Origin of the sequence: Jiangella asiatica (genome assembly GCF_004349065.1) — a bacterium.
GTDB classification, from domain to species: Bacteria; Actinomycetota; Actinomycetes; order Jiangellales; family Jiangellaceae; genus Jiangella; species Jiangella asiatica.
Genome location: NZ_SMKZ01000014.1, coordinates 1 through 14259, shown reverse-complemented (window position 1 = coordinate 14259; position 14259 = coordinate 1). Strand labels below are relative to the sequence as shown.

Genomic DNA, 14259 nt, shown 5'->3' with positions numbered 1-14259 from the left:
CGCAGTGGCCGGCCCGACGGAGGGGGGCCGTCCGCGCAGCGAACGAGGACTGGAGTGCGACCAGCAGAGATGACCAACGTGGAGTCGAAGCTCGACGACAAGGCCCGGGCGGAGATGCTCGAGATCGTCGCGCGCTATCCGGAGCCGCGCTCGGCACTGCTGCCGATGCTGCACCTGGTGCAAGCGTACGAGGGCTACGTGACGCCGGCCGGTATCGAGCTGTGCGCCGAGGTCCTCGGCATCACCGAAGCCGAGGTGGCGGCGGTCGCCACCTTCTACACGATGTACAAGCGCCGCCCGGTCGGTGAGTACCACGTGGGCGTGTGCACCAACACGCTGTGTGCCGTCATGGGCGGCGACGCCATCTGGGACGACCTGTCCGAGCACCTCGGCGTGGGGCACGACGAGACCACCGAGGACGGCCAGGTGTCGCTCGAGCGCGTCGAGTGCAACGCGGCCTGCGACTTCGCGCCGGTCCTCATGGTGAACTGGGAGTTCGTCGACAACCAGACGCCGCAGTCCGCGCGCGAGCTGGTCGACAAGCTGCGCGCCGGCGAGACCGTCACCTCCACCCGCGGCCCGCGCATCTGCACGTGGCGGCAGGCCGAGCGGGTGCTGGCCGGGTTTCCCGACGAGCTGGCCACCGAGGGCGTCGCCGCGGGTCCCGCGTCGCTGGTGGGCCTCGAGCTGGCGCACGAGAACGGCTGGACGGCGCCTGAGGGCGGCCAGCGTGAGATCGGAGGCGGCAGCAAGTGACCGACCAGCCCACCACAGGCCGAGCGGGGGCCTCGGCCGAGAAGCGTGCCTCGGCCCTCACCCCCGTCCTCACCGCCCGCTGGGACCAGGCCGACGCCTTCACCCGCCGCAACTACGAGAAGGCCGACGGGTACAAGGCGCTGCGCCGCGCGTTGCAGCGCAAGCCCGAGGACATCGTCGAGATCGTCAAGGACTCCGGGCTGCGCGGCCGCGGCGGCGCCGGCTTTCCGACCGGAATGAAGTGGAGCTTCATCCCGGCTCAGGACCCTGCCTCGCCCAAGCCGGTTTATCTGGTGGTGAACGCCGACGAGTCCGAGCCGGGCACCTGCAAGGACATCCCGCTGATGCTGGCTGATCCGCACGTGCTGGTCGAGGGCGTGATCATCACGTCGTACGCCATCGGCGCCAAGCACGCGTTCATCTACGTGCGCGGCGAGGTTCTGCACGTGCTGCGCCGGGTGATAAACGCCGTCGCCGAGGCCTATGAGGCCGGCTACCTGGGCCAGAACATCCTGGGCTCCGGGTTCGACCTGGACGTCGTGGTGCACGCCGGCGCCGGCGCATACATCTGCGGCGAGGAGACCGCGCTGCTGGACTCTCTGGAAGGCCGGCGCGGCCAGCCGCGGCTCAAGCCGCCGTTCCCGGCGGTGGCCGGGCTGTACGCGTCGCCGACGGTCATCAACAACGTCGAGACCATCGCGTCGGTGCCGTCCATCGTCGCCGGCGGCGCCGACTGGTTCCGCAGCATGGGCAGCGAGAAGTCGCCCGGCTACGGCATCTTCTCCCTGTCCGGGCACGTCACCCGGCCGGGCCAGTACGAGGCCCCGCTGGGCATCACGCTGCGCGAGCTGCTGGAGATGGCCGGCGGCATCCGGGCCGGTCACGAGCTGAAGTTCTGGACGCCCGGCGGATCGTCCACGCCGATGCTCACCGCGGAGCACCTCGACGTCCCGCTGGACTTCGAGGGCATGGCGGGCGTGGGCAGCCTGCTCGGCACCCGGGCACTGCAGATCTTCGATGAGACGACGTGCGTGGTGCGGGCCACCGGCCGGTGGGTCGACTTCTACAAGCACGAGTCGTGCGGCAAGTGCACGCCCTGCCGCGAGGGCTTCTGGTGGATGGTCCAGATCTTCGACCGGCTGGAGAAGGGCGAGGGCACCGAGGCCGACCTGGACAAGCTGCTGGACCTCAGCGATAACATCGCTGGCCGCTCGTTCTGCGCGTTGGCCGACGGCGGTGTCGCCCCGGTGGTCTCGTCGATCGAGCACTTCCGCGACGAGTACATCGCCCACTTCGAGCACGGCGGCTGCCCGTTCGACCCGGCCGCCTCGACGCTGTTCGCTCAGGAGCAGAAGGTGAGTGCCACCCGATGACCGGAGCGACGAGCGCGCGAGTGAGCGGAGTGGTCGGCGGAGCTTGCGGAGCCGCCCGCGAAGCGAACGAGAAAGCGAGTGCGACCAGATGACCGTGACCACCAACTCCACGACCGACGCCGTGGAGCCGCAGCCGAAGATGGTGAGCGTCACCATCGACGGCTTCGAGGTCAGCGTCCCCGAAGGCACGCTGGTCATCCGTGCGGCCGAGCTGATCGGCATCCAGATCCCGCGGTTCTGCGACCACCCGCTGCTGGAGCCGGTGGGTGCCTGCCGGCAGTGCATGGTCGAGGTGCCCGACATGGGCAACGGCCGCGGCATGCCCAAGCCCCAGGCGTCGTGCACGCTCACCGTCATGCCGGGCATGGTGATCAACACCCAGTTCTCCTCGCCGGTCGCCGACAAGGCGCAGCAGGGGATCATGGAGTTCCTCCTGATCAACCACCCGCTGGACTGCCCGGTCTGCGACAAGGGCGGCGAGTGCCCGCTGCAGAACCAGGCCATGAGCAACGGCCGCGGCGACTCCCGGTACGAGGGGAAGAAGCGCACGTTCCCCAAGCCGATCAGCATCTCCGCCCAGGTGCTGCTGGACCGCGAGCGCTGCGTACTGTGCGCCCGGTGCACGCGGTTCTCCCAGGAGATCGCCGGCGACCCGTTCATCGAGCTGCTCGAGCGCGGCTCGCTGCAGCAGGTCGGCATCTACGAGAAGGAGCCGTTCGAGAGCTACTTCTCCGGCAACACCATCCAGATCTGCCCGGTCGGCGCGCTGACCAGCGCCGCGTACCGGTTCCGCTCCCGCCCGTTCGACCTGGTGTCGGTCCCGTCCGTGGCCGAGCACGACGCCTGCGGCAGCGCCATCCGCGTCGACTACCGTCGCGGTGCGGTCATGCGCCGGCTGTCCGGCGACGACCCCGAGGTCAACGAGGAGTGGATCACCGACAAGGACCGCTTCGCGTTCCGGTGGTCCACGCTCGAGGATCGCATCACCCACCCGCTGGTGCGCGACGAGGAGTCCGGTGAGCTGGTCACCGCGTCCTGGCCGGAGGCGCTCACGCTGGCCGCGCAGGGTCTGGCCCGCGCCCGCGACACCGCCGGCGTCGGCGTGCTCACGGGCGGCCGGCTGACGCTGGAGGACGCGTACGCGTACGCCAAGTTCGCCCGGACCGTGCTCGACACCAACGACATCGACTTCCGCGCCCGGTCGCACTCGGCCGAGGAGGCCGGGTTCCTCGGGTCGATCGCCGGCAGCGGTCTGGGTGTCACGTTCACCGATGTCGAGGCCGCACCGGCCGTGCTCCTCGTGGGGCTGGAGCCGGAGGAGGAGGCCGGCGCGCTGTTCCTGCGGCTGCGCAAGGCCAACCGCAAGAACCACACCGCGGTCCACTCGATCGCGCCGTTCGCCAGCCGCGGCCTGAGCAAGCTGAAGGGCACGCTGCTGCCGGCCGCGCCGGGCACCGAGCCGGAGATCCTCAACGCCGTCACGCTCGGCGACGACCGCGTCGCGTACCTCGGCGACGCGCTGCGGCGAAAGGGCGCGGTCATCCTGGTCGGCTCCCGGCTGGCCAGCATCCCCGGTGCGCTGTCCGCGGCGGTCCGGGTCGCCACCGTCACCGGCGCCAGGCTGGCCTGGGTGCCGCGGCGGGCCGGCGAGCGCGGGGCCCTGGACGCCGGCGCGCTACCCACGCTGCTGCCCGGCGGCCGGCCGGTGTCGGACCCGGAGGCGAGGGTCGACGTCGCCGCGGCGTGGTCCGTCGCCAGCGTGCCGTCGCTGCCCGGACGCGACACCACCGGCATCCTGGCCGCACTCACCAGCGGCGTGTTGGACGGCGTCGTCGTCGCCGGCGTCGAGCTGGCCGACCTGCCCGACCCGGCCGCGGCCCGCCGCGCGCTCGAGGCCGCGGGCTTCGTCGTCAGCCTCGAGGTGCGCAGCAGCGAGGTCACCGAGCTCGCCGACATCGTGCTGCCGGTGGCGCCGCCGGTCGAGAAGGCCGGCACGTTCGTGAACTGGGAGGGCCGGGCCCGGCCGTTCCCCGCCGTGCTCGCCGAGACCTCGTCGCTGAGCGACGCGGCGGTGCTCGACGCCGTCGCCGATGAGCTGGACGTCCGGCTCGGGCTGCGCGACGTCGACACCGTCCGGGCCGAGATCGCCGAGCTGGGCGCCTGGGACGGCACCCGTCCGGAGCCGACCGACACCCCGCCCGCCGGCCCGCCGCGGCCCGGTGAGCGCGAGGCGGTACTGGCCACCTGGAAGCTCATGCTCGACGGCGGCCGTGGCCAGGACGGCGAGCCCCACCTGGCCGAGACCGCGCACGCCGCGCAGGCCCGGATCTCCGCCGACACCGCCGCCGAGGTGGGCGTCGCCGACGGCGACTGGCTCACGCTGCGAACCCGCAAGGGGTCCATCTCGCTGTCGGTCCACGTCACCGAGATGCCCGACCGAGTCGTCTGGGTGCCGGAGAACTCACCGGGCTCGGCGGTGCACGCTTCGCTCGGCGTCGATGCCGGCGCCGTCGTCACCCTCGCCGGCGGAGGCGCCCAGGAGAGTCATGCGAGCAGCGGCCGTGAGGCGGGGCCGGAGGCCCCCCGAGCGGCCGGTCGTGGCATGGATGTGACTGGAGAGAGTGAGTGATCCTCGCATGACTCGACTTCCGGATGTGATGGCATCGTGATCACCATCGTTGCGGAGAACACGACCGACGAGATCGCCGGTTTCGGCGGCGACCCGTGGTGGATCATCGCGATCAAGTGTCTGGCGATCTTCGTGATCTGCGTGGTGCTGACGCTGTTCAACATCGTCTTCGAGCGCAAGGTCGTGGCGCGGATGCAGCACCGCGTCGGCCCGAACCGCACCGGGCCGTTCGGCGCGCTGCAGAGCCTGGCCGACGGCGTGAAGCTGATGTTCAAGGAGGACATCATCCCGAAGGCGGCCGACAAGGTCGTCTACATCCTCGCGCCGATCATCGCGGTGATCCCGTCGTTCCTGATCCTCGCGGTCATCCCGATGGGTCCGGAGGTCTCCATCTTCGGCGAGACCACCCGGCTGCAGCTGACCGACCTGCCGGTGGCGGTGCTGTTCACGCTGGCCATCGCCTCCGTCGGCGTGTACGGCCTGATGCTGGCCGGCTGGTCCAGCGGATCCACGTACCCGCTGCTCGGCGGGCTGCGCTCCACCGCCCAGGTCATCTCCTACGAGCTGGTCATGGGGCTGTCGTTCGTCGGCGTGTTCCTGTTCGCCGGCACCATGTCCACGTCGGGCATTGTCGAGGAGCAGGAGCGGCTCTGGTTCGGGATCATCCTGCTGCCGTCGTTCGTCATCTACCTGATCTCGATGATCGGTGAGACCAACCGGGCCCCGTTCGACCTGCCCGAGGCCGAGGGCGAGCTGGTGGCCGGCTGGGGCACCGAGTACTCGTCGATCAAGTACGCGATGTTCTTCCTCGCCGAGTACATCAACATGGTCAACGTGTCGGCCATCGCCACGACGCTCTTCCTGGGCGGCTGGCGGGCACCGTGGCCGCTCTCGGCGGTCAACGACGGCATGTTCAACACTGGCTGGTGGCCGCTGCTCTGGTTCTTCGGCAAGGTCATCCTGCTGATCTTCGTCTTCGTCTGGCTGCGCGGCACGCTGCCGCGGCTGCGCTACGACCAGTTCATGCACTTCTGCTGGAAGCGGCTGCTGCCGATCTCGCTGGTGTGGATCGTCCTGGTGGCCGCCATGCGGCTGGCGTTCAACGAGGGCATCGAGCGCAACGACATCCTGCTCTACGGCGGCATCGCGGTCGCGGTGCTGCTGGTCGCGAGCCTGCTCATCCCGGAGAAGAAGCAGCCCGAGGAGCCGGAGGTGGTCGAGCAGGCCGAGTTCGACGCCTACGCGTCCGGCCCGCACCCGGTGCCGCCGCTGCCGGGGCAGCGTTTCACCGCCGCGCCACGCATCCCGGCAACCAGCACAGCATCCTCAACCAGCGATGACAGTCCCGAGGAGGGCAGTCGTGCCTAAGTTCCTCGACCCGGTCGCGGGTTTCGGGGTCACGTTCCGCAACGTGTTCCGCAAACCTGTCACCGAGCAGTACCCGGAGCAGCCGCATCCGGTGGCGCCACGCTTCCACGGGCGCCACCAGCTGAACCGGCATCCCGACGGGCTGGAGAAGTGTGTCGGGTGCGAACTGTGCGCCTGGGCCTGCCCGGCCGACGCCATCTACGTCGAGGGTGCCTCCAACTCCGACGAGCCAGGCGGCGGGGGCAGGTTCTCCCCGGGCGAGCGGTACGGCCGCGTCTATCAGATCAACTACCTGCGCTGCATCCTGTGCGGGCTGTGCATCGAGGCGTGCCCGACCCGGGCGCTCACCATGACCAACGAGTACGAACTGGCCGACCACACCCGCGAGAGCCTGATCTACGAGAAGAAGGACCTGCTGGCTCCGCTGCTCCCGGGCATGGAGGAGCCGCCGCACCCGATGCGCCTGGGCGACGACGAGCGCGCCTACTATCTCGGCGCCGGCTTCGGCCGAGGCGCCGCCGAGGAGGCCTGATGGGTGAGGAAGTGCTGTTCTGGGTGATGTCGCCGTTCGCGGTGCTCGGCGCGCTAGGCCTTGTGTTCGCGCGCAAGGCCGTGCACGGTGCGCTGTCGCTCGCCGTCACCATGATCACGCTGGCGGTGTTCTACATCGCCCAGGAGGCGCCGTTCCTCGGTGTGGTCCAGGTGGTCGTGTACACCGGCGCGATCATGATGCTGTTCCTCTTCGTGATCATGCTGGTCGGTGTCGAGTCCTCCGACTCCCGCGTCGAGACGATCCGCGGTCAGCGCGGCTCGGCGGCGCTGGCGGTGCTCGGCGTCGTCCTGCTGCTGACGACGGTCACCGTCCGGGCGACGCTGCCGGACGAGCCGACCGGGATGGCGCAGGCGACCCCGGACGGCAACGTCGCGGGCATCGCCGACCTGATCTTCGGCACCTACGTCTGGGCGTTCGAGGTGGTCGCGGCCCTGCTCATCACCGCCGCCGTCGGCGCCATGACGCTGACCCACCGCGAGCGCATCTTCCACCGGCCGAGCCAGCGCGACCAGGCCATCAGGCGGTTCCGCGAGGGACGGCCCGAGGACGCGGCCGGGCTGCCGGTGCCGGGCGTGTACGCGCGCCACAACGCCGTCGACACCCCGGCGCTGCTGCCCGACGGCACGCCCAGCGAGGCGTCGATCAACCGGGTCCTGGTGGCCCGCGGCGCCGCCCGCTCGAGCGAGGAGTTCAGCCACCGGCCGACGCCGGGCGACATCGAGGCGGGGACGAGCGAGACACTCTCCTCCGCCGAGGGCGCGGATCAACCCGAGGGCGAGACCGACGAGCCGGCTGCCGCCGCGCCGGAGCTGGGCGGCGACGACGACGCCACCGGAGGTGAGCGCGCATGAGCCCGACCCCGTACCTGGTGCTGTCGGTCATCTTGTTCTCGATCGGCGCGGCCGGCGTGCTGACCCGTCGCAACGCGCTGGTGGCGTTCATGTGCGTCGAGCTGATGCTCAACGCCGGCAACCTCGCGTTCGTCACCTTCGCCCGCATGCACGGCAACCTCGACGGCCAGATGGTGGCGTTCTTCGTCATGGTCGTGGCCGCGGCGGAGGTGGTCGTCGGGTTGGCGATCATCGTGACGATCTTCCGGACTCGCAGGTCCGCGTCAGTCGACGACGCCAGCCTGCTGAAGCTGTGACGGGCGAGTGAGGGACACGTGACTTCCACATTCACCACGCTGGCGACCGCGGTCGCCGCGGAGGCCGAACACGGCGGCGGCCAGGCCGCCGTCGAGGCCACCGGCGTCTTCTCCCTGACCTGGCTGCTCATCGCGTTCCCGCTGCTGGGTGCTGCGGTGCTGCTGCTGGGCGGGCGCCGCACCGACAAGGTCGGCCACCTGATCGGCTGCGGAGCGTCCATCGCCTCGTTCGTCATGGGTGTGGTGCTGTTCGCAGCCATGCTCGGCGAGGGCGCGACGGAGCGCGCGTTCACCGTCCAGCTGTGGGAGTACTTCAACGCCGGCGGCTACCAGGTCGACGTGAGCCTGCTCCTGGACCAGCTCTCCATGGCGTTCGTGCTGCTGATCACCGGCGTGGGCTCGCTGATCCACGTCTACTCGATCGGCTACATGGAGCACGACGAGCGGCGGCGCCGGTTCTTCGGATACCTCAACCTCTTCGTCGCCGCAATGCTGCTGCTGGTCCTGGCGTCGGACTACCTGATCATGTTCATCGGCTGGGAGGGCGTCGGCCTGGCGTCGTACCTGCTGATCGGCTTCTGGCAGCACAAGCCCTCGGCCGCCGTGGCGGCGAAGAAGGCGTTCGTGGTCAACCGGGTCGGCGACATGGGCATGGTGCTGGCCATCTCCTCGATGCTCGCCGTCTTCGGCTCGTCGGCCTTCGAGGTGGTCTTCGCCTCCGCCGACGGCGCCTCGACCGGCTGGGTCACCGCTATCGGCCTGTTCCTGCTGCTGGGTGCCTGCGGTAAGTCCGCGCAGTTCCCGCTGCAGTCCTGGCTGCTGGACGCCATGGAAGGCCCGACCCCGGTGTCGGCGCTGATCCACGCGGCCACCATGGTGACCGCCGGCGTCTACTTGATCGTCCGGTCCGCGGCCATCTACGACCTCGCGCCGGACGCGCGGACCGCCGTCGTGGTCGTCGGCGCCATCACGCTGCTCATGGGTGCGATCATCGGTTGCGCCAAGGACGACATCAAGAAGGCCCTGGCCGGCTCGACCATGAGCCAGATCGGCTACATGACGCTGGCGGCGGGGCTCGGCCCGGCCGGCTACGCCTTCGCCATCTTCCACCTGCTCACGCACGGCTTCTTCAAGGCCAACCTGTTCCTCGGCGCCGGCTCGGTGATGCACGGCATGCACGACGAGGTGAGCATGCGGCGCTATGGCGGGCTGCGGATCATGATGCCGGTCACGTTCGTCACGTTCGCGATGGGCTACCTGGCCATCATCGGCATCCCGCCGTTCGCCGGATACTTCTCCAAGGACAAGATCATCGAGGCGGCGTTCGCCGACAACTGGATCGTCGGCATCTGCACCCTGCTCGGTGCCGGAATCACCGCGTTCTACATGACGCGGCTGATGCTGATGACGTTCTTCGGCAACCGGCGCTGGCAGCAGAGCGAACCGCCGCACGAGTCACCGTCGGTCATGACCGTCCCGCTGATCATCCTCGCGGTGTTGTCCGTCGTCGGCGGGTTCGGCCTGCTGTACCTCGGTGCCGACATCGTCGACTGGCTCGCGCCGGTGACCGGCGAGGAGCACCACGACCTGCCGATGCCGCTGGCGCTGCTCATCACCATCACGCTCGTCACCGTGCTCGCCGGCGTCGCGGTCGCCTGGGCGACGTACGGGCGCCGGACGGTCCGCGCGGACGTGCCGGCGGGCAACGCGCTCACCGTCGCCGCCCGCAACGACCTCTACGGCGACGCCTTCAACGAGGCGGTGTTCATGCGTCCGGGCCAGTACCTGACCCGCTCGCTGGTCTACATCGAGAACCGCGGGGTCGACGGTGCCGTCGTCGGCACGGCCACCGCCGTCGGCGGGTTGTCCACCCGGCTGCGGCGCTGGCAGACCGGGTTCGTCCGTTCCTATGCCGTGACGATGCTCGGCGGCGTCGGCGTCGTCGTGCTGGCCATGCTGTTGGTGAGGCTGCCGTGACCTTTCCCTGGTTGACCACGCTCATCGCGCTGCCCGCGCTGGGCGCGCTGCTGACCGCCCTGGTGCCGTCCGGGCGCGGGACGCTCGCCAAGCAGGTCGCGATAGGCGCCGCGCTGGTGACATTGGTCGTCGGCGCGCTCATCAGCCTCCAGTACCTGTTCGACATCGACATGGGTGTCGAGGCCGAGACCTACGAGTGGATTCCGGAGTTCGGTGCCTCCTGGGCGCTGGACGTAGACGGCATCAGCCTTGCCCTCATCGCACTGACGGTCCTCGCCACGCCGATCGTCGCCCTGGCGATGTGGCGCGAGGCGGAGGACGAGACGCGCGACCCCAAGGCGTTCTTCGCGCTGCTGCTGTCGGTGGAGGCGCTGACGCTGACCGCGTTCGCCTCGCGCGACCTGCTGCTGTTCTACATCGTCTTCGAGGCGATGCTGATCCCGCTCTACTTCATGATCGGCATGTACGGCGGGCCGCAGCGCCGGTACGCGGCGGTGAAGTTCCTGCTGTACAACCTGGTCGGCGGGCTGCTGATGCTGGCCGCGGTCATCGGGCTTTACGTGCAGTCGGTCGACGCCGGCGCGCCGTCGTTCTTCGTCCCCGACCTGGTGGCGCTGGACATCGACACCGACACCCAGCGGTGGCTGTTCCTCGGGTTCATGATCGCCTTTGCGATCAAGGCGCCGCTGTGGCCGTTCCACACCTGGTTGCCCGACGCGGCGGCCGAGGCGACGCCGTCGAACGCGGCGTTCCTGTCCGGCGTGGTCGACAAGGTCGGCACCTACGGCATGATCGCGCTGGTGCTGCCGCTGTTCCCGGACGCGTCCCGCGAGTTCGCGCCGGCCATCGTCGTGCTCGCGGTCGTCAGCATCATCTACGGCGCGCTGTTGGCCATCGGCCAGACCGACATGAAGCGGCTGATCGGCTACACGTCGATCTCGCACTTCGGTTTCATCGTGCTGGGCATCTTTGCGCTGACCGGCGAGGCCGCCTCGGGCGCCACGCTCTACATGGTCAACCACGGCCTCTCGACCATCGCGCTGTTCGTCATCGTCGGCTTCATGATCGCCCGACGGGGCTCGCGTCAGGTCGGCGACTTCGGCGGCGTGCAGAAGCCGGCACCGAAGCTGGCCGGCGTGTTCCTGTTCGCCGGCCTGTCCGGCCTGGCGCTGCCGCCGCTGTCGACGTTCCTGTCGGAGTTCCTGGTCATCTCCGGGACGTTCCTGCGGTACCGGCCGGCGGCGATCGTCGCCACGCTGGGCATCGTGCTGGCCGCGCTGTACATTCTCTGGCTCTACCAGCGGACCATGACCGGACCCGTCCGGCCCGACGTCGAAGGCATGGCCGACCTGCGCACCCGTGAGGCCGTCGTCGTGGCGCCACTGTTCGCCCTGATCCTGCTGGTGGGCTTCTTCCCGAAGCCGCTGGTCGACGTCATCGACGAGGCGGTCGAGCCGACCATCGTCGAGGTCGACGTCGAACGGCCCGAACCCCTGGCACCTGTCGCTGAACCCGTCGAGGAAGGGACTGGCCGGTGAACGCGCCGACCCTGGAGTACGTCGAGCTCGCGCCGCTCATCACGGTCTTCGGCGCCGCCGTCGTCGGTGTGCTGATCGAGGCGTTCGTGCCGCGGCGGCTGCGTCACCTCGTGCAGGTGGCGCTGACGCTGCTCGCGCTGCTGGCCGCGCTGGTCCAGATCATCCTGCTGGCCGGCACCGAGCTGGTCGGCGCGGTCGGCGCCGTCGCCGTCGACGGTCCCGCGCTGTTCCTGCAGGGCACCATCCTCGTCCTGGCGATCATCAGCGTCGGCTTCTTCGCCGAGCGGCGGCTCGAGGGCGGCGGCGACGCGTTCGCGCCGGCGGCGTCGTCCCTGCCGGGCAGCGAGGAGGAGCGGGTCCTGGTTCGGCAGGGCATGCTGCAGACCGAGGTCTACCCGCTGGCGCTGTTCGCCGTCGGTGGCATGATGCTGTTCCCGGCCGCCAACGACCTGCTCATGCTGTTCATCGCCCTCGAGGTGATGTCGCTGCCGCTGTACCTGCTGTGCGGCATGGCCCGGCGGCGCCGGCTGCTCTCGCAGGAGGCGGCGCTCAAGTACTTCCTGCTCGGCGCGTTCTCCTCCGCGATCTTCCTGTTCGGCATGGCGTTCGTCTACGGCTACGCCGGCACGCTGCGCTTCGGCGAGATCTCCGAGGCGCTGACCGCCAACCTCGGCCAGGACGGCATCCTGCTCGCCGGCGTCGGCCTGATGGCCGTCGGTCTGCTGTTCAAGGTCGGCGCGGTGCCGTTCCACTCCTGGACGCCCGACGTCTACCAGGGCGCGCCCACCGCGATCACCGGGTTCATGGCCGCGTGCACCAAGCTCGCCGCGTTCGGCGCCATGGTCCGGCTGTTCTACGTCGCGTTCGGCGGCCTGCGCACCGACTGGCAGCCGATGCTCTGGGCGGTGGCCATCGCCACGATGCTGGTGGGCGCCGTCGTCGCGCTGACCCAGACCGACATCAAGCGGATGCTGGCGTACTCGTCCATCGCGCACGCCGGCTTCGTGCTGACCGCGCTGGTGGCGGCCGACTCCAGCGCCACCGCCGCGATCCTTTTCTACTTGGCCACCTACGGCATCGCGACCCTCGGCGCGTTCGCCGTCGTCACGCTGGTCCGCGACTCCGGCGGCGAGGCGACGCACTTGGCCAAGTGGGCCGGGCTGGGCAAGCGGTCGCCGTTGCTCGCGGCGACGTTCGCACTGTTCCTGCTCGCGTTCGCCGGCATCCCGCTCACCAGCGGCTTCGTCGGCAAACTGTCGGTGTTCACGGCGGCGCTCGACGGTGGCGCGGCGCCGCTGGTCATCGTCGGCGTGATCGCCAGCGCGGTGGCGGCGTTCTTCTACGTCCGGGTCATCGTGCTGATGTTCTTCTCCGACCCGGCGCCGGAGGGGCCGACCGTCGCCGTGCCGAGCCTGTGGACCGCCGTCGGCATCACGCTGGGCGCGGCCGCGACGCTGCTCCTGGGCGTCGTGCCCGGTCCGTTGCTGGACCTGGCGCAGCAGGCGTCGGTGTTCGTTCGTTAGAGTGGACTCTCTTGCCGGGTCACCTGGAGGGTCGACGGGGCCACCAGCTCCCGGTGGGTGTCAGGATCTTTCGACGACCCGACACTTGGTGAGACGTGCCGGTGGTGAGGGGAGGGCCGGGTTTGAGCAGCGGTCTGGGCATACCGTCCATGGACGCCGCGCTGGAGGCGTCCATCAGCGCAAGTCTCGACGACGTCGAGGCGCGGCTGCTGGCGGCGGTCAAGTCCGACGACGCCATGCTCAGCGAGAGCTCCCGGCATCTCACCCAGGCCGGCGGCAAGCGGTTCCGGCCGCTGCTCACGCTGCTGGCCGCGGGGTTCGGCGACATCGACGCGCCCAAGGTCGTGCCGGCCGCCGTCGTCGTCGAGCTCACCCACGTCGGCACGCTGTACCACGACGACGTGATGGACGAGGCGCAGGTGCGCCGCGGCGGCCCCAGCGCCAACGCGCGGTGGGACAACAACGTCGCCATCCTCACCGGCGACTTCCTGTTCGCGTGCGCCTCGGACCTGCTGGCCGACCTCGGCCCGGAGTCCGTGCGCATCCAGGCCAGGACGTTCCAGCGGCTGGTGCACGGCCAGCTGCACGAGGCCATCGGCCAGCGCGAGGGCGAGGATCCGGTGGCGCACTACCTGTCGGTGCTCTCGGACAAGACGGCGTCGCTGATCGCCGCGTCCACCCGGCTCGGCTCGCTGCACGCCGGCGTCGACCCGTCCCAGGTCGAGGTCCTCGGGCAGTTCGGCGAGCGCATCGGCATGGCCTTCCAGCTCGCCGACGACCTCCTCGACATCGTCGGCTCCGAGCGGCTGTCCGGCAAGACCCCCGGCACCGACCTGCGTGAAGGCGTTGCGACGCTGCCGGTGCTGTACGCGCGCCGATCCGCCCGGCCCGGTGACGAGCGGCTGCTGTCCCTGCTCTCCGGCCCGGTGGTCGACGACGCCGACCACGCCGAGGCGCTGCGCCTGCTGCGCGAGCACCCGGCGATGGCCGAGGCCGAGTCCGACGTTCGCCGCTGGGCCGACGACGCCCGCTCCACCTTGTCCGGGCTGCCCGCCGTCCCAGCCCGCGACGCCCTCCACGCCCTCTGCGACACCGTCGTCACCCGCATGTCGTAGCCACCCCAGGGCGGGGGAAATGACCACGTTCAGCACGAAAACTCGTGTCACACCATGCCTGTGATCCTGGTGACGCGCGGGTAATCCTGGTGATGCTTGCGGCGGATGGGCCGCCGGCGCCTCTCGTCGTGATGGCGTGCTGACTGGGCGACAGGGCGGTGCGCACATTCATTCGGCCGATGCGCTCATCACGAGGATCACCTGCGCATCACGAGGCTTGTGAGCATGGTGTGACACGAGATTTCGTGCTGAACGTGATCATTCCCAGGCGGGGCAGCTG

At 70.0% G+C, this 14259-nt stretch carries 11 protein-coding genes; all 11 read left to right on the top strand.

From position 1 onward, the window contains the following. Window positions 1–69 precede the first annotated feature (69 nt). The 11 genes from nuoE (at window position 70) to E1269_RS11540 (ending at window position 13979) form a co-directional block, all read left to right on the top strand. A complete protein-coding gene (gene nuoE, locus E1269_RS11590; protein WP_203433412.1) occupies window positions 70–756 on the top strand; it encodes an NADH-quinone oxidoreductase subunit NuoE in 687 nt (228 codons plus the stop codon). After that, window positions 753–2129: an NADH-quinone oxidoreductase subunit NuoF gene (nuoF, locus tag E1269_RS11585; protein ID WP_131894551.1), complete on the top strand. Its 1377-nt coding sequence runs from the start codon at window positions 753–755 to the stop codon at window positions 2127–2129. The genes nuoE and nuoF overlap by 4 nt, the downstream gene beginning before the upstream one ends. A gap of 88 nt (window positions 2130–2217) precedes the next feature. Continuing rightward, window positions 2218–4758: an NADH-quinone oxidoreductase subunit G gene (locus E1269_RS11580; protein WP_131894549.1), complete on the top strand. Its 2541-nt coding sequence runs from the start codon at window positions 2218–2220 to the stop codon at window positions 4756–4758. A 36-nt stretch (window positions 4759–4794) separates the two neighbouring features. Further along, window positions 4795–6126 carry an NADH-quinone oxidoreductase subunit NuoH gene (gene nuoH, locus E1269_RS11575; protein WP_203433373.1) on the top strand — a complete coding sequence of 444 codons (1332 nt, stop codon included), beginning with the start codon at window positions 4795–4797 and terminating at the stop codon, window positions 6124–6126. Beyond that, the gene (nuoI, locus tag E1269_RS11570; RefSeq protein WP_131894547.1) at window positions 6095–6658 is read left to right on the top strand and encodes an NADH-quinone oxidoreductase subunit NuoI; all 564 of its coding nucleotides are present in this window, start codon (window positions 6095–6097) and stop codon (window positions 6656–6658) included. Before nuoH ends, nuoI begins: the two co-directional genes overlap by 32 nt. Continuing rightward, window positions 6658–7530: an NADH-quinone oxidoreductase subunit J gene (locus E1269_RS11565; RefSeq protein WP_131894545.1), complete on the top strand. Its 873-nt coding sequence runs from the start codon at window positions 6658–6660 to the stop codon at window positions 7528–7530. The genes nuoI and E1269_RS11565 overlap by 1 nt, the downstream gene beginning before the upstream one ends. Continuing rightward, entirely contained in the window at window positions 7527–7826 is a 300-nt protein-coding gene (gene nuoK, locus E1269_RS11560) for an NADH-quinone oxidoreductase subunit NuoK (protein ID WP_131894543.1), read from the top strand. Before E1269_RS11565 ends, nuoK begins: the two co-directional genes overlap by 4 nt. Before the next feature lie 114 nt (window positions 7827–7940). Further along, on the top strand, window positions 7941–9803 hold the full coding sequence (nuoL, locus tag E1269_RS11555) for an NADH-quinone oxidoreductase subunit L (protein WP_420810624.1): 1863 nt from the start codon (window positions 7941–7943) through the stop codon (window positions 9801–9803). 11 nt (window positions 9804–9814) lie between these two features. Next, window positions 9815–11341: an NADH-quinone oxidoreductase subunit M gene (locus E1269_RS11550; protein WP_239000862.1), complete on the top strand. Its 1527-nt coding sequence runs from the start codon at window positions 9815–9817 to the stop codon at window positions 11339–11341. Then, window positions 11338–12864, top strand: a complete 1527-nt coding sequence (nuoN, locus tag E1269_RS11545; RefSeq protein ID WP_131894539.1) for an NADH-quinone oxidoreductase subunit NuoN — start codon at window positions 11338–11340, stop codon at window positions 12862–12864. The genes E1269_RS11550 and nuoN overlap by 4 nt, the downstream gene beginning before the upstream one ends. Before the next feature lie 149 nt (window positions 12865–13013). Continuing rightward, a complete protein-coding gene (locus E1269_RS11540; RefSeq protein WP_131894756.1) occupies window positions 13014–13979 on the top strand; it encodes a polyprenyl synthetase family protein in 966 nt (321 codons plus the stop codon). Window positions 13980–14259 lie beyond the last annotated feature (280 nt).